Genomic DNA, 15016 nt, shown 5'->3' on the forward strand with positions numbered 1-15016 from the left:
AGGTGGGGTGTTCGGGTGGGGAAGACCGGCGCATGGATGAGAGCGTCGGGATGCTGAGCGTGGCGACCTTGCTGGTGTTCGGCATCTGGCTGGTCGACTATTCGGGCGACGCCACTCGCGCCACTGCCAGCGTCCGCGCTGCGGGCGTAGAGGCTGTCCAGTACGCCGCCAGCGCACTCGCGTCACCACCGCCTGGCATCACCGACGCTGCGCTGGACGGCCATGCAGCAGGCATCGCCGGACGCATCGTCGGTGCCGCTGCCATCTCCGACTGCGACACCACCGACGCTCGCTACGGCGTCTCGGCGTCGGTGCATCGCCTGCCGGGCCGTACCGAGCCGGTGGCAGTCAGCGTCGACGTGGTGTGCCCGCTGGCGGTCTCGCCGTTGTTCGCAGAAACCGTCCGTTTCCGAGCGGCCGTTCCAGTGCCAGAGCAGCCAGCTGCGGGATCATGAGCACACCGCTCGTTGCGCTGGCGCTGGCTGCGATGTGCGCGCTGTTCAGCGCAGCCGCAGCTGACACTGCCCAAGCCATTGGTCTGCGCAATCACGCCGCGAACGAGGCCCGCCGGGTCGCCACCAGCACGCTCGACTCATGCGCAGCCGCCGGCAGCAGTTCCCGGCGCTGCACGCTTCCGCCGGGCTGCGCCGCGCCGGCCTGCGCCGTGTGCCGTCGCGGCGATGCCGTCCAAGCCGACGTATCGCTGGACTGGTCTCCCGTGCTGCTTCAGGGCCTCGCCCCAGCACACGGTCGCCACGCGCTCAGCCTCGAAGCGCTCGACGTCGCCGATCTGGCCGGAGCAATCCTCCCCACTTGCCCGGCCTCGAACTCTGCGCAGTGAGGCCGTGACCCCATCCATCGCGCCGAGCGCGCTCAAGCACGGCGTAGGTTGCTGAGATGAGCACAGCTCGCCGTTCGGTCGAGGAAACCCTCTCGCAGGCAGATGAGCTGGCGGCTTGGTTCGAGGGCATCGATCCCTCCGAGTTAGAGGAGGTTCCGGTCGCCGAGTACCTGCTCGAGCGCGCCGCGCGGACCCGAGCATTATGCGAACGTGAAATCGCCGACGCAGTCGGGAGGGCGCGCGCTGACGGTGCCACTTGGCACCGGATCGGGGAGATTCTCGGCTTGGACGAGCGGGAAGCATGCGAGGAGTACGGTTCCGGCGAAGCCCAGCAGGCAGAGGCGGGCGCGGCCGCAGGCCAGCGACCCTGAGCGGCTCGTCGACCACGAAAAAGCGCGCCGCCCGGTGAGGCCTCCGCGCTAGGGTGCGGTTCTGACCGTGAAGCGGGTCCGGTGAGGCTCGTACGGACAGGAAGGACCTGCGCGTGGCAGACCGCGAGCGACGCATGACGCCCCCGTATGGGGGCGTTTTCGTTGCCCGGACCACCATTCTCGATTCCAGCGGGGTCCATCGGGCGCTCACCCGCATCGGCCACGAGATCATCGAGCGCAACCAGGGCCTCGACAACGTCGTGGTGGTGGGCCTGCAGACCGGCGGCGTTCAGATCGCGCTGCGCATCGTGCGACTGCTGTTCGAGATCGACGGCACCGATGTGCCCTTCGGCACGCTCGATGTGGTCATGCACCGCGACGACATCGGCCTGCGCCCGGTCATGGCCGAGGCCGTCACCGACATCCCCTTCGACCTCGACGGCATGACCGTCGTGCTGGTCGACGACGTGCTGTTCACCGGCCGCACCATCCGCGCTGCGCTCGATGCCCTCAACGACTTCGGGCGGCCGCGAGCCGTGCAGCTCGCCGTGGTGATCGACCGCGGCCACCGCGAGCTGCCGATCCGCCCCGACTTCGTCGGCAAGAACCTGCCCACCAGCCGCGAGGAGATGGTGGACGTCACGCTCGAGGGCGTGCTGCTGGGGGAGATGCGCAAGTGAGCGGGCACCTGCTGACGCTGGAGGAGCTCGGCACCGAGGGAATCTCTGAGCTCTTGGCGCTCACGGACCGTTTCGTGGAGGTCGGCCAGCGACCGATCCCCAGGGTGCCTGCCCTGCGCGGGCGCACCGTGGCCACGCTGTTCTTCGAGGAATCCACCCGCACCCGGCTCGCCTTCGAGACCGCCGCGAAACGGCTCTCGGCTGATGTGCTGACATTCTCGGCGTCGTCTTCGTCGCTCGCCAAGGGCGAATCGCTGCGCGACACCGTCGAGACCATCGAGGCGATGGGCGTCGACGCGATGGTGGTGCGCCATCGCAGTTCGGGCGTTCCCGCCCAGGTTGCCCGCTGGGTGGGAGACGGGGTCAGCGTGCTGAACGGCGGCGACGGCTGGCACGCCCACCCCACCCAGGGCCTCCAGGATGCCTACACCCTCTGGCGCCACTTCTGCCCGATGCCCGATGAGCCGCCGGGCACGGCCGCACCCGATGTGCCGACGCTGGCAGGCCGCCGGATCGGCATCGTCGGCGACATCGTCCACAGCCGCGTGGCACGCAGCGAGATCGAGGCGTACACCGCGTTGGGCGCCAGCATCGTGCTCGTCGCCCCGCCCACGCTGCTGCCGGCGCAACCCCGGGAGTGGATCGACGGCTGGCTGCCGCCTGACGACGCCAAGCGAGTCGAGATCACTCACCACCTCGACGATGTGCTCGACGAGCTCGACGTGGTCGGGCTGCTGCGCTGCCAGCGCGAGCGCATGATCGACGGGCTGATCGGCTCGATTCCCGAGTATGTCGCCCGCTACGGCCTCACCTTCGAGCGGGCGTATCGTCTCCGGCGAAGCGCGGTGGTCACCCACCCCGGACCCATGAACCGCGGCATTGAGATCGCCGGCGACACCGCCGAGGACCTCGCAGCCGACGGCCGCCTGCTCGTCACTCGCCAGGTCACCTACGGCGTGGCCGTCCGCATGGCAGCGCTGTTCTGGCTCGTGGGATCGGGCACCGCACTCGGAGCCGACGACCGTGACTGACCTGGGGACACCGCCGAGCGAGACGGCGCGGAGGCCGGGGCTTGTCATTGCAGGCGGCGAGATCGTCGAACGCGGTCGGCGTCGGCGCGCCGACATCCACGTGATCGACGGCCGCATCGTGCGCGTGGATGCGCCGGGTCAGCATCCGCTCGCCGATTTCGTCGAGCACGAGCGAGCGCAACTGGAGGCAAACCGGCAGCGCGCGGACGGCGAAGCGCACACCTGGGTCGATGCGGTTCACGACCTCGGGCCCATGCTCGGCGACGATGCCGCAGCGGGAGAACCACTGCTGGCAACGATGTCTCTCGTCGATGCCACCGGCTGTGTCGTCGCGTCAAGCTTCGTGGATCTGTGCGCACGCGTCGCCGAGCCACTTGGCGTCGACGAAGACTTGATGCAGATCACCGCCATGGCGGCGGCATTAGGCGGGTTCACGGCGCTGATCGCTCAGCCCGACACCAACCCTCCGCTGGACCGCCTTGGCCAGCTTGCTGAGCTGCGTCGCGTCGCGGCGTCCGCGCCGAGCTGCCACATCGTTCCCGCAGCGACGGTTACCGCCGAGCGGGCTGGCAAGCATCTTGCACCGATGGCCGAACTGGCAGAGGCCGGTGTCCGCTGGTTCACCGATACGGGTCCCCAGCTGAACTGGGAGCTGCTGTGCCGGGCGCTGCAGTACGCCGCCCCGCTGGGAGCGACGGTGGCAGTGCGCCCGTCGGGTGCGGTGCTCGGCATAGGTGCGCCGATGCACGAAGGCGCTGTCTCGGCTCGCATGGGCGTCGTGGGGGAGCCCGCCGAGGCCGAGCACGCTGCGGCTGCAGCGGCCATCAGCGCGGCCCGCCGCACCGGCGGCCGCCTGCACCTCGACCGCATCAGCGCTGCGGCGACGGTCGAGCTGGTGCGAGCTGCCAAATCGGATGGCCTGGACGTCTCGGCATCGGTCACCGCGGAGCATCTGCTGTTCATCGACGCTGACGCGGCGGGCTTCGACACGCTGATGCGTGCCGAGCCGCCGTACCGCACTGCAATCGACAGGGCTGCGCTGGTTGCTGCTGTGAACGACCGAATCATCGACGCGGTGGTGAGCGCTCACACGCTGCTGCCGCCGAACGACAAAGACGTGCCCTTCGATGAAGCGCCGCCCGGCTTCGCGTCGTTGGAGACCTGCGCCGCGATCGTGCTGAGCCACCCCGACATCGAGTTGGAAGCGGCCTTGGACGCCCTGTCGTGGCGGCCCGCCGAGCTGGCCGGCGTCACCCACCTGGGCGGCGGTCCGATCGAGCCGGGACAGCCGGCCAACCTCGTGCTGATCGATCTTGACCGGCCGTGGACCCAGATCACCCGTGACAAGTCCTTCGCGCGAGTGTCGCCGCACCACGAGCGACGCTTGAATGCCCAAGTGACCGAGACCGTCATCGAAGGCGCCTGGGCAGTTCGCTCTGGCTACCCGGAGATGCCCGACGACCTTGCCGCTGATCGAGCGTCAATTCGCGCCCACCGCAGATGGCAACGCTTCATACAGGAGCCAAGCGCATGAGCACCGCACGGCCTGTCGCCGGAGCGCTCGTGCTCGCCGACGGCACGACCTTCGAGGGCGAGATGATCGGCGCGCCCCTGGCATCGGACTCCCCCGACACGGGCGGCATCGCGTCGGGCGAGGTCGTGTTCAACACCGTCATGACCGGCTACCAGGAGGTCATCACCGACCCGTCCTACGCGGGCCAGATCATCGCATTCACCTATCCCCACATCGGCAACTACGGCACCACACCGACCGACGCCGAGTCACGCCGGCCGTTCTGCCGCGGCGTCGTCATCCGAGATCTCGCCCGCCGCAGATCAAATTGGCGTTCTGACGGCGACCTCGACGCCTACCTGAGGGGTCACGGCATTGCCGGCATCGCCGGCGTGGACACTCGCCGGCTGACGCGCCACGTCCGCGACTGCGGCGCCATGCCGGGCGCGTTCGGCCCGGCGCCCGACGAAGACTCGCTCAGCCGCCTCAGCGTCGCGGCCCAAGCCGAGCCCGGCACCGCGGGCGTCGACCTCGTCAGCGAGGTCACCACCCCCGAGTCGTACACAGCCGGCGACGGGCCGTGGCGTGTCGTCGCCTACGACCTGGGCATCAAGCGCGCCATCGCCGTCAATCTCGGACGCATCGCCACTGTCGAGGTCGTCCCGGCGCATACCACTGCGGCCGACGTGCTGGCCCGCGAGCCGGACGGCGTGTTCCTGTCCAACGGCCCCGGCGACCCGCAGATGGCAGGCAGCGTCACCGCCGCGCTCGGCGACCTGCTCGGCAAGGTGCCGATCTTCGGCATCTGCCTCGGCCAGCAGGTGCTGGGGCTCGCGCTCGGGGGCCGCTCCTACAAGCTGCCCTTCGGCCACCACGGCGGCAACGTGCCGGTGCGCGACGAGGCCACCGGCCGCATCGAGATCACCAGCCAGAACCACAACTTCGCCATCGAGTCCGGCTCGGTGCCCGGCGTGGACGAGACCCATGTCTGCCTCAACGACGGCTCGCTGGAGGGCTTCGCCTGCCGTGACCTGCCCGCCTTCGCCGTGCAGTATCACCCCGAGGCCAGTCCTGGCCCGCACGATTCGCGCTACCTCTTCGACCGCTTCGCCGAGCTCATGGCGAGCTTCTGGGGAGATGCCCGCAGGCGCAATGGCACTGGCGGCAACGGCGCCAGCGCCGGCTGCGGCAGGGGAGCCGGCTGATGCCGCGCCGCGACGACATCAGCTCGATCCTCATCATCGGCTCGGGGCCCATCGTGATCGGCCAGGCCTGCGAGTTCGACTACTCGGGCACCCAGGCCTGCCGGGTGCTGCGCGAGGAGGGTTACCGGGTGATCCTGGCCAACTCGAATCCGGCCACGATCATGACCGACCCCGAGTTCGCCGACGCCACCTATGTCGAGCCGCTCGACGCGGCAGTGCTCGAGGCCATCATCGCCCGCGAACGCCCAGACGCGCTGCTGCCCACGCTCGGCGGGCAGACGGCGCTGAACCTCGCCACCGAGCTTGCCAACAGCGGCGTGCTCGACCGCTACGGCGTGGAGATGATCGGCGCGTCCGAACAGGCCATCAACACCGCCGAGGACCGAGACCGCTTCCGCCAGGCGATGACCGAGATCGGCCTCCGGTGCGCTCGCTCGGCCATAGCCCACTCCATGGACGAGGCCCGCCGGGCGATCGGCGAGATCGGCCTGCCGGTCATCATCCGCCCCGCCTACATCCTCGGCGGTGAGGGGACCGGCTTCGCCACCACAGCCGACGAGTTCGAGGCCGCCGCAGCGAAGGGGCTCGACGCCAGCCCGATCAGCGAGATCCTCATCGAGCAGTCGGTGAAGGGCTGGAAGGAATTCGAGCTCGAGGTGATGCGCGACCACGCCGACAACTGCGTGGTGATCTGCTCCATCGAGAACTTCGACGCGATGGGCGTGCACACCGGCGACTCGATCACCGTCGCACCCACCCAGACACTGTCCGACGTGGAGTACCAGCAGATGCGCGACGCGGCCTTCGCTTGCATGCGCCGCATCGGCGTCGAGACCGGCGGCTCGAACGTGCAGTTCGCCGTGAACCCGGTCAACGGCGAGCAGATCATCATCGAGATGAACCCCCGCGTCAGCCGCAGCTCTGCGCTGGCGTCGAAGGCCACCGGCTTCCCGATCGCCAAGATCGCCGCTCGGCTCGCCGTGGGCTACACGCTCGACGAGATCACCAACGACATCACCGGCGAGACGCCTGCCAGCTTTGAGCCGACCATCGACTACGTGGTCACCAAGATCCCTCGCTGGGCTTTCGAGAAGCTGCCCGGCGCAGCGCCGGTGCTCGGCCCGCAGATGCAGTCGGTCGGCGAGGTGATGGCCATCGGCCGCACCTTCCCCGAGAGCCTGCAGAAGGCGCTGCGTAGCCTGGAGCAGGGCCGTTTCGGCCTGAATGCCGACGCAGGCGAGGCGCAGTACGCCGAGCGCACGACGGCCGAGCTGCTCGACGCGATCAGCACGCCCACACCGGAGCGAGTCTTCGAGATGGCCGAGCTGCTGCGCAGGGGTGCTGATCCTGACGAGGTCAGCAGCATCACCGGCGTGGACCCGTGGTTCGTCGACCAGATGCTCGCCGTCACCGACGAACGGGCGGCTCTGGCAGCGGCCGGCGGTCCCGGCAGGCTCGGGAGGCGGGCGTGGAAGCGAGCCAAGCAGCTCGGTTTCGCCGACGCCCAGCTCGCATGGCTGTGGCGCACCGACGAGGCCGAGGTGCGCGCCGCCCGCATCGAAGCAGGCGTGCGCGCCACGTTCAAGACCGTGGACACGTGCGCCGCCGAGTTCGATGCCCGCACGCCGTACCACTACTCCACCTACGAGGACGAGGACGAGATCCGCGCCGGCACCCGCCCCCGCATGATCATCCTGGGCTCGGGGCCCAACCGCATCGGCCAGGGCATCGAGTTCGACTACTGCTGCGTGCACGCCAGCTTCGCCCTGCGCGAGGCCGGCTACGAGACCGTCATGGTCAACTGCAACCCCGAGACGGTCTCCACGGACTACGACACTTCTGACCGCCTGTACTTCGAGCCGCTCACCACCGAGGACGTCCTGAACATCATCGACGCCGAGGACCCGGTCGGAGTCATCGTGAGCCTCGGCGGCCAGACGCCGCTCAAGCTGGCATCGCAGCTGCCCGCCGAGCTCGTGTGCGGGACTCCTGCCGACTCCATCGACCTGGCCGAGGACCGAGAGCGCTGGAATGCGCTCTGCGCTGCACTCGCCATCCCGCAGCCGCCCGGCGGCACCGCAGCCGGGCCGGCCGAGGCGGCAGCTATCTGCGACGACATCGGTTTTCCCGCGCTCGTGCGCCCCAGCTACGTGCTCGGCGGACGGGCCATGACCGTGGTGTACGACCACGACGAGCTGGCCGCCGCCATGGCCGAGCTGGCGCAGTTCTCCTCGCTGGGCCGCGAAGGCGGCCTGTCGGCCGAACGACCCGTGCTCGTGGATCGCTTTCTCGAAGACGCCATCGAGGTCGATGTCGACTCGCTGCGCGATCGCACCGGCGCGTGGATGCTCGGCGGGATCATGGAGCATGTCGAGCAGGCCGGCGTGCACTCGGGCGACAGCGCATGCGCCATCCCGCCGCCGAGCCTCAGCGTCGAGACCCAGCAGACGATCGTGACCTATACCCGGCAGCTGGCTGATTCGCTCGGCGTCGTGGGGCTGCTGAACGTGCAGTTCGCCGTCAAGGCCGGCGAGGTGTTCGTGATCGAGGCCAACCCGCGGGCGTCGCGCACGGTCCCCTTCGTCGCGAAGGCCACCGGGGTGTCGCTCGCGAAGGCAGCGTCGCGGGTGATGGCAGGTGAAACGCTCGACGAGCTCGTCGCAGACGGGATGCTGCCCGGCTGGTCACGCAACGGCCAGCTGCCCAACGACGGCGCATCGGCGCAGTCCGCCGAGAGGCCGACAGGACCGCGCCATGTCGCGGTGAAGGAAGCCGTGCTGCCCTTCGGCCGGTTCCCCTCGGTGGACACCGTGCTCGGACCCGAAATGCGTTCGACTGGTGAGGTCATGGGCATCGACGCCACCTTCGGGCTGGCGTTCGCCAAGAGCCAGATCGCCGCAGGCGACGCTCTCCCGTCCGGCGGCACGGTGCTGCTCACGCTGGCCGACCGCGACAAGCCCGAGGGGCTCGAGGCGGCCCGCGTGCTCTCCGAGCTCGGCTTCGACATCGCTGCGACAGCCGGCACCGCCGGATACCTGCGAGACAACGGCGTTGCTGTCGCGATCGAGGTGGCGAAGCTGTCAGTGGAGGGGCACGAAACCTCGCCCGGCGAGGACTCGGTGCAGCTCATCGCTGCAGGTCGCATCCAGTTGGTGGTCAATACACCAAGGGGCCGGGGGGCACAGATCGACGGTCGCCACATCAGGGCGGCGGCACGCACGCATCACGTCCCGTGCCTGACCACTGTGGCCGCGGCCCGTGCCGCAGCAACCGGTCTGCGCGAGTGGCTCGCCAGCGATCTGGCCGTACGGCCGCTGCAGGAATTCCACGCAGAACTCGATGCGTCGATGCGACGCGAGCATGCCTGAGTCCGAGCATGCCTGAGTCACGGCCCCGGGCCGTCCCTCGCGGAGGCGTCGACATGGCAGTGCGAGTCGGCAGCGTGGATCTGCCCAACCCGGTCATGACGGCGTCTGGCACTGCCGGCTACGGCACTGAGCTGGGCTCGTACCTGGACCTGGCGTCGCTCGGGGCGATCGTGACGAAATCGCTCTCGCCGTTTTCCTGGGCCGGCAACCCGGCACCGCGGGTGGTGGGCACCGCTGCGGGGATGCTCAACGCGGTCGGGCTGCAGAATCCGGGAGTCGCCGAATGGACAGACCGCGAGCTGCCGCGCCTGGCCCGCACGGGGGCCCGCGTGGTGGCCAGCATCTGGGGCCGCACGGTCGCCGACTACGCCGCGGCCGCAGCGGCGCTCGCCGGTGCCGGGCTCACGGCGCTGGAGGTGAACGTCAGCTGCCCGAACCTGGAAGGGCGGGGCCAGATGTTCGCGTGCGATCCGTCGGCCACGGCCGACGCCATCAGTGCCTCCACTGCCGCGGGCGTGCCCGTGTGGGCAAAGCTCACCCCCAATGTCACTGATCTCGTCGAGATCGCCGAAGCGGCCCTCGACGCGGGAGCCGAGGCGCTCACGCTCATCAACACCGTCTTCGGCATGTCAATCGATCCAGTCACAGCGCAGCCCACGCTCGGCATCGGCGGCGGGGGACTGTCGGGCCCGGCCATCCGCCCGGTTGCGGTGAGGGCCATCTACGACGTGCGTGCGGCGCTCGGCGGCGTGCCGATCGTGGGCGTCGGCGGGGTGGCCAAGGGGGAGCACGCAGTGGAGCTCATGGCTGCCGGCGCCTGTGCGGTCCAGATCGGGACTGCATCGTTCTGGGATCCCAGGGCACCTCGCAAGGTGCTGGACGAGCTGCGGCGCTGGTGCGAGCGGCACGGTGTGCGCGCTGCAGCTGATTTGACGGGGCGCGCCCACCGGACTGCAACCGACGCAGGGGAGACCACGTGAACCCGCCAACTGCCACCGCACCGGCATCGGTCCTCGGGCGAGTCCCAGCGCGTCATCGCTTGGCCCTCGCGCTCGATGTGCACGATCGGCACGCTGCCATGGCGCTCGTGGAGCGCTTCGGTGCTGACTTCGGCGTCATGAAGGTCGGTCTCGAGCTGTTCCTCGCCGAGGGCCCGCGGGTTGTCCGCGACATTGTGTCGGCGGGCAGTCGCGTGTTCTTGGACCTCAAGCTTCACGACATCCCCAACACGGTGGAGCACGCTGCTCGTTGCGCAGGCGAGATGGGCGTCTGGCTGCTCACCCTGCACACCCAGGGCGGCCTGGAGATGCTGGCCGCGGGCGCCCGCGGCTTGAGCGATGGTGCGGCCAGCGCACGCAGCGGCGCTGCTGATGCAGGCTCGAGCGCTGCCCGCGCGAACTCAGGCTCCGAAGCGCCGATCGCGCTCGGCGTCACCGTGCTCACCTCAGACGCAGATGCTCCGTCGGAAGTGCTGGTGAGTCGCGCGCAGCTGGCCGAACGAGCCGGTTGCGGCGGCGTCGTCTGCGCCGCTCCCGATCTTGGGGTGGTGACCGAGACCGTGCCGGGGATGCTGCGGGTTGTCCCGGGCATTCGCCCTGCCGGAGCGCCGTCGGCCGATCAACGGCGCGTCGCCACCCCGGCGTCGGCACTGGCGGCCGGTGCCGATGTGCTCGTCATCGGCCGAGCGGTCACCGCAGCGCCTGATCCTGACGCTGCAGCGGCGGCCATCGTTGCCGAAGTGACCGCTGAGTCGGGCGCGCAATGAGAGTGTCGCCAGGCCGGCGCAGATGTCATAGCGGCGACGGCGGAGGGGGGCTCTGCGAGACTGGAACCTGCTGGATTCCCGGAGCAGAGAGCTCCTCCGCCGTCGCCGCGGGCGCGTGTCCCTAGAGCCCGCCAACCGCATAGCTACACTGCTCGACAATGAGTCCGCTGCCTGAACTGAGTGACGAGCAGCGTGCCGAGGCGCTGGCCAAGGCCAAGGAGGCCCGCGAGGTCCGCGCAAACGTCAAGCATCGGTTGAAGATGGGTCTGCTCACCTTCGACGAGTTGCTGGCCGAAGCCGACACTGTCGAGAACGTCGGCAAGCTCAAGGCACTCGCTGCCTTGGAGTCCATGCCCGGTCTCGGCAAGGTCAAGGCCCGCCGACTGATGGCTGAGATTGGCATCGCCGACAACCGGCGGCTGCGAGGTCTCGGCGAGACGCAGCGGCGCCGTTTGAGCGAGCATTTCGCACAGGATTCCGCCTCAGGCGCGTGAAGACAGTCGCATGACCGACCCGGCGCCCCGCGGCGCTGCGAGTCTTGGCGCGCCGGGGCGCGCAGCAGGCGACAGCGCGCCTTGGGGCATCACTCTGTACGTGGTGTGCGGGCCGGGCGGCGCCGGCAAGGGCACGATTGTGGCCGAACTGGTGGCGCAGGACCCGACGCTGCTGCTGAGCCGATCGTGGACAACCCGCCCTCGCCGGGTCGGGGAGCCGGCCGAGGCCTATACGTTCGTGACGGCCGAAGAGTTCGACGCCCGGATCTCTGCAGGCGGGTTCCTGGAGTGGGCGGACTTCTTCGAGTACCGCTACGGCACCCCGATGCCGCCACCCGATCTCGAGCGAGATCTGGTGCTCGAAATCGATGTCCAGGGCGCAGTCTCGGTGCGCAACCGTGATCCTGCCGCGCTGGTGATCATGGTGCTGCCGCCGAGCCGCGCCGAGCAGGAGCGGCGCATGCGCCGCCGGGGCGACCCCGATGCAGATGTGGCACGCCGGCTCGCCAAGGCCGACGAGGAACTGCCCGTCGGCTACCGCATGGCTGACCTCATTGTTGTGAACCGGGACCTCGCGAGCACCGTGTCGGAGATCGCCGCATTCGTGGAGCGCACCCGGTCCCGCAGAGGCTGAGCCGCAGGCGAAGCCGTGGCCCGAGCGGCCCGTGAGCCCGTACTTGTATCGAGACTGGGAACAAGAGCGGGCAGCAAGCGGCTCAGCCGTCAAGCCAAGCCGTGCTCCGGGCAGTTCACTGGGTAGCCTGCGACCTGCGATGACTGAGTCAACCGACACCATGATCACCCCAGGGCTCGAAGACCTGCTCGCCAAGGTCGACTCGAAGTTCACGCTGGTGAGCCTCGCTGCCATGCGCTCTCGGCAGATCAACTCGTATTACAACCAGCTCGACGGCGGCATCGGCTCGGTCGTGCCGCCGCAGGTTGCATCGGTTGCTCGCAAGCCCTTGTCGATCGCATTCGAGGAGATCGACGCCGACAAGATCACGTTCGAGCGGTTCGACCCCGAAGAGCGGGCACGGCTGGAGGCCGAAGCGCTTGCCGCGGCGGAGGCCGACGCGGCCATGCTCGAAGTGGTTCCCGACCTCGAGGCCTGACTTGCCTGACGCTGCGGCGTCGCCGTTCGCCGGGCGCCGCGTGGTACTCGGCGTCAGCGGCGGCATCGCCGCGTACAAAGCAGTGATCCTGTGCCGGCTGATGATGGACGCCGGTGCTCACGTCATCCCGGTGATGACCGCAGCAGCACAGCGCTTCGTCGGCCGGGCCACGTTTGACGCCCTCGCCAGCGAGCGCGTGCAGACCTCGATCTTCGGCGAGGACGACCCGATCCCGCACACCACGCTGGGCCAGACGGCCGACGTGGTGGTCGTGGCGCCCGCCACTGCACGCGTCATCGGCAGCTATGCCGCGGGCATCTCCGACGGCTTGCTCACCGCCGCGCTGCTCGCCACGCGGGCGCCGGTGGTGGTCTGCCCTGCCATGCACACCGAGATGTGGGAGCACGACGCTGTGCAGCACAACATCGAGGTGCTGACCGGCCGGGGCGTGCACATGGTGGTGCCTGAGGCAGGCCGTCTCGCCGGCGGCGACATCGGCACGGGCCGCCTCGCCGAGCCGGCCACGATCTTCGATGCCGTCAGCGAGGTGCTCGCTGCACTTCCGGAACGAGACGCTGCCCACGAGCCGATGCCGGCACGCCGTGACTTCGCCGGCGTCCGCGTGACGGTCACCGCGGGCGGCACCCGCGAGGCCATCGATCCTGTGCGCTTCATCGGCAACCGGTCGTCGGGCAAGCAGGGTTACGCCATCGCCACTGCCGCCCGCGATCGCGGTGCGGAGGTCACGCTGGTGACGAGCGCCCCGCTCCCCCCGCCCGAAGGCGTGCGAGAGGTCCGGGTGGAGTCGGCGGCCGAGATGGAAGCCGCCACCGGCGCGCATGCCGACGCCGACGTGATCATCATGGCTGCGGCGGTAGCCGATTTCCGGCCTGCCCACGTTGCCCCGCAGAAGATCAAGAAGGGCAACCCTGCCGAGAGCGCCGAAGCCCCCGTCATCGTGCTCGAGCACACCCATGACATCCTCGCCGGTCTCGGGGCCAGAAAACCGCCGGGTCAGGTGCTGGTCGGCTTCGCCGCCGAGACCGCTGACGTACTCGACAACGCGGCTCAGAAACTGGCTCGCAAGAACCTCGATGTCATGGTCGCAAACGACGTCTCGGCAGCCGGCGCAGGCTTCGCGCACGACACCAACATCGTGACCATCCTGCTGGCCGACGGCAGCGCGCACCCGCTGCCGATCTGCTCCAAGCGCGAGGTTGCCGACGCCGTCCTCGACACGGTCGCCGAATTGCGCCAGTAGTTCCGCGAGCGGCCGCTTCGGTAAGCGAAGCCGCGGCTCGCGCATGCCAGCATTCCCTCTGCTGCGTCGCGATCCTGTTCGTCTAGCCTTGCCGCGCTGCTGCAATCTGCAGTTGCGACACGCCGGCGCGGCGGGCCAAGCACGATCGAATCTGGAGCCACGGTGAGTCAGTGGACCTTCACCTCAGAATCGGTGACGGAAGGCCATCCCGACAAGATGGCCGACCAGATCTCCGACGCCATCCTCGACTCGCTGATCGCCGAGGATCGTCACGCCCGCGTCGCCGTTGAGACGCTGGTCACCACCGGTCTCGTCGTGGTGGCCGGCGAGGTATCCACCGAGGCCTATGTCGACATCCCGAAGGTGGTGCGGTCCACCATCACGGGCATCGGATACGACCACGGGGAACTGGGATTCGACGGCAACACCTGCGGCGTGATGATCGCCCTGGATGAGCAATCGCCCGAGATCACCACGGGGGTGTTCGGGAGTTCAGAAGCAGCGGCGACGGAAGACCTCATTCCCGAGCAGGGTGCCGGCGACCAGGGAATGATGTTCGGCTATGCCTGCCGGGAAACCGATGCGTTCATGCCGCTGCCGATCCATGTGGCTCACCGCATGGCCGAGCAGCTCACCGAGGCGCGCCGATCGGGCTGCATCCCGTACCTGAGACCGGACGGCAAGACGCAGGTGAGCTTCGAATACCGCGACGGCGAGCCGATCGGGCTCCGCACCGTCGTCGTCTCCGCCCAGCACCGCGATGGCATCGAGATCGACGGCATGATGCGCCCCGACCTGCTCGAGCACGTCATCGGTCCCACGCTGCCCGCCCAGTTCGCGGACGACGACTTTGAGTTGCTGGTGAATCCCTCGGGCAGCTTCGTCAGCGGCGGACCGGTCGCCGACGCAGGGCTCACCGGGCGCAAGATCATCGTTGACACCTACGGCGGCTACGCCCGTCACGGCGGGGGAGCGTTCAGCGGCAAGGACCCATCCAAGGTCGACCGGTCGGCTGCGTACGGTGCTCGCTGGGTCGCAAAGAACATCGTGGCGTCCGGCGCTGCTGATCGCTGCGAGATCCAGGTGGCGTACGCCATCGGCCGTGCGGAGCCGGTCTCGCTGCTCACTGAGACGTTCGGGACATCGCATGTGGACCCCGACGCCATCGCCTCGGCGGTGACCGACGTGTTCGATCTGAGGCCGGCAGCGCTCTTGGCCGACTTGGACCTGCGCCAGCCCATCTACAAGACCACGGCGGCCTACGGCCATTTCGGCAGGCCGTCTGTTGGCATGACGTTCCCCTGGGAGCGCCTCGACCGGGTCGACGATCTCAAGTCCGCGCTGGGTCTGTAGCGGCCGAGCGCGCCAGCGCCCG

15 protein-coding genes are annotated in these 15016 nt (G+C 69.2%); all 15 read left to right on the forward strand.

What is annotated here, in order from left to right; all coding sequences use genetic code 11:
• Positions 1-32: 32 nt before the first annotated feature.
• Complete coding sequence (locus ACOGI5_RS10370; RefSeq protein ID WP_419864345.1) at positions 33-455, forward strand: hypothetical protein; 423 nt, start codon at positions 33-35, stop codon at positions 453-455.
• Complete coding sequence (locus ACOGI5_RS10375) at positions 452-841, forward strand: hypothetical protein (RefSeq protein ID WP_419864346.1); 390 nt, start codon at positions 452-454, stop codon at positions 839-841. Before ACOGI5_RS10370 ends, ACOGI5_RS10375 begins: the two co-directional genes overlap by 4 nt.
• Before the next feature lie 56 nt (positions 842-897).
• Positions 898-1212: a hypothetical protein gene (locus ACOGI5_RS10380; protein WP_419864347.1), complete on the forward strand. Its 315-nt coding sequence runs from the start codon at positions 898-900 to the stop codon at positions 1210-1212.
• 134 nt (positions 1213-1346) lie between these two features.
• Positions 1347-1892, forward strand: coding sequence for a bifunctional pyr operon transcriptional regulator/uracil phosphoribosyltransferase PyrR (gene pyrR / locus ACOGI5_RS10385; RefSeq protein WP_419865469.1), 546 nt, complete (start codon positions 1347-1349; stop codon positions 1890-1892).
• A complete protein-coding gene (locus ACOGI5_RS10390) occupies positions 1889-2923 on the forward strand; it encodes an aspartate carbamoyltransferase catalytic subunit (RefSeq protein WP_419864348.1) in 1035 nt (344 codons plus the stop codon). The genes pyrR and ACOGI5_RS10390 overlap by 4 nt, the downstream gene beginning before the upstream one ends.
• On the forward strand, positions 2916-4457 hold the full coding sequence (locus ACOGI5_RS10395) for a hypothetical protein (RefSeq protein ID WP_419864349.1): 1542 nt from the start codon (positions 2916-2918) through the stop codon (positions 4455-4457). The genes ACOGI5_RS10390 and ACOGI5_RS10395 overlap by 8 nt, the downstream gene beginning before the upstream one ends.
• Positions 4454-5641: a glutamine-hydrolyzing carbamoyl-phosphate synthase small subunit gene (gene carA, locus ACOGI5_RS10400; RefSeq protein ID WP_419864350.1), complete on the forward strand. Its 1188-nt coding sequence runs from the start codon at positions 4454-4456 to the stop codon at positions 5639-5641. Before ACOGI5_RS10395 ends, carA begins: the two co-directional genes overlap by 4 nt.
• A complete protein-coding gene (gene carB / locus ACOGI5_RS10405; RefSeq protein ID WP_419864351.1) occupies positions 5641-9009 on the forward strand; it encodes a carbamoyl-phosphate synthase large subunit in 3369 nt (1122 codons plus the stop codon). Before carA ends, carB begins: the two co-directional genes overlap by 1 nt.
• Positions 9010-9062: 53 nt before the next feature.
• Positions 9063-9989, forward strand: a complete 927-nt coding sequence (locus tag ACOGI5_RS10410) for a dihydroorotate dehydrogenase (RefSeq protein ID WP_419864352.1) — start codon at positions 9063-9065, stop codon at positions 9987-9989.
• Positions 9986-10774, forward strand: a complete 789-nt coding sequence (gene pyrF, locus ACOGI5_RS10415) for an orotidine-5'-phosphate decarboxylase (protein ID WP_419864353.1) — start codon at positions 9986-9988, stop codon at positions 10772-10774. Before ACOGI5_RS10410 ends, pyrF begins: the two co-directional genes overlap by 4 nt.
• A 158-nt stretch (positions 10775-10932) precedes the next feature.
• Complete coding sequence (gene mihF / locus ACOGI5_RS10420; RefSeq protein WP_419864354.1) at positions 10933-11268, forward strand: integration host factor, actinobacterial type; 336 nt, start codon at positions 10933-10935, stop codon at positions 11266-11268.
• A 10-nt stretch (positions 11269-11278) separates the two neighbouring features.
• The gene (locus ACOGI5_RS10425) at positions 11279-11902 is read left to right on the forward strand and encodes a guanylate kinase (protein ID WP_419864355.1); all 624 of its coding nucleotides are present in this window, start codon (positions 11279-11281) and stop codon (positions 11900-11902) included.
• Positions 11903-12041: 139 nt separating this feature from the next.
• On the forward strand, positions 12042-12380 hold the full coding sequence (gene rpoZ, locus ACOGI5_RS10430) for a DNA-directed RNA polymerase subunit omega (protein WP_419864356.1): 339 nt from the start codon (positions 12042-12044) through the stop codon (positions 12378-12380).
• 1 nt (position 12381) lies between these two features.
• Entirely contained in the window at positions 12382-13641 is a 1260-nt protein-coding gene (gene coaBC, locus ACOGI5_RS10435) for a bifunctional phosphopantothenoylcysteine decarboxylase/phosphopantothenate--cysteine ligase CoaBC (protein WP_419864357.1), read from the forward strand.
• 162 nt (positions 13642-13803) lie between these two features.
• Positions 13804-14994 (forward strand): methionine adenosyltransferase, encoded by a 1191-nt coding sequence (metK, locus tag ACOGI5_RS10440; RefSeq protein ID WP_419864358.1) that lies wholly within the window; start codon positions 13804-13806, stop codon positions 14992-14994.
• Positions 14995-15016: the final 22 nt, after the last annotated feature.

The sequence above is a fragment of the Candidatus Poriferisodalis sp. genome (assembly GCF_965208925.1).
Classification (GTDB): Bacteria; Actinomycetota; Acidimicrobiia; order Acidimicrobiales; family Poriferisodalaceae; genus Poriferisodalis.

Bases quoted from the DNA above. Each gene is read 5' to 3' on its own strand.
- ACOGI5_RS10375 (WP_419864346.1), top strand. From the start codon at position 452: ATGAGCACACCGCTCGTTGCGCTGGCGCTGGCTGCGATGTGCGCGCTG.
- ACOGI5_RS10425 (WP_419864355.1), top strand. From the start codon at position 11,279: ATGACCGACCCGGCGCCCCGCGGCGCTGCGAGTCTTGGCGCGCCGGGG.
- rpoZ (WP_419864356.1), top strand. From the start codon at position 12,042: ATGACTGAGTCAACCGACACCATGATCACCCCAGGGCTCGAAGACCTG.
- carB (WP_419864351.1), top strand. From the start codon at position 5,641: ATGCCGCGCCGCGACGACATCAGCTCGATCCTCATCATCGGCTCGGGG.
- mihF (WP_419864354.1), top strand. From the start codon at position 10,933: ATGAGTCCGCTGCCTGAACTGAGTGACGAGCAGCGTGCCGAGGCGCTG.
- pyrR (WP_419865469.1), top strand. From the start codon at position 1,347: ATGACGCCCCCGTATGGGGGCGTTTTCGTTGCCCGGACCACCATTCTC.
- ACOGI5_RS10410 (WP_419864352.1), top strand. From the start codon at position 9,063: ATGGCAGTGCGAGTCGGCAGCGTGGATCTGCCCAACCCGGTCATGACG.
- ACOGI5_RS10370 (WP_419864345.1), top strand. From the start codon at position 33: ATGGATGAGAGCGTCGGGATGCTGAGCGTGGCGACCTTGCTGGTGTTC.
- carA (WP_419864350.1), top strand. From the start codon at position 4,454: ATGAGCACCGCACGGCCTGTCGCCGGAGCGCTCGTGCTCGCCGACGGC.
- ACOGI5_RS10380 (WP_419864347.1), top strand. From the start codon at position 898: ATGAGCACAGCTCGCCGTTCGGTCGAGGAAACCCTCTCGCAGGCAGAT.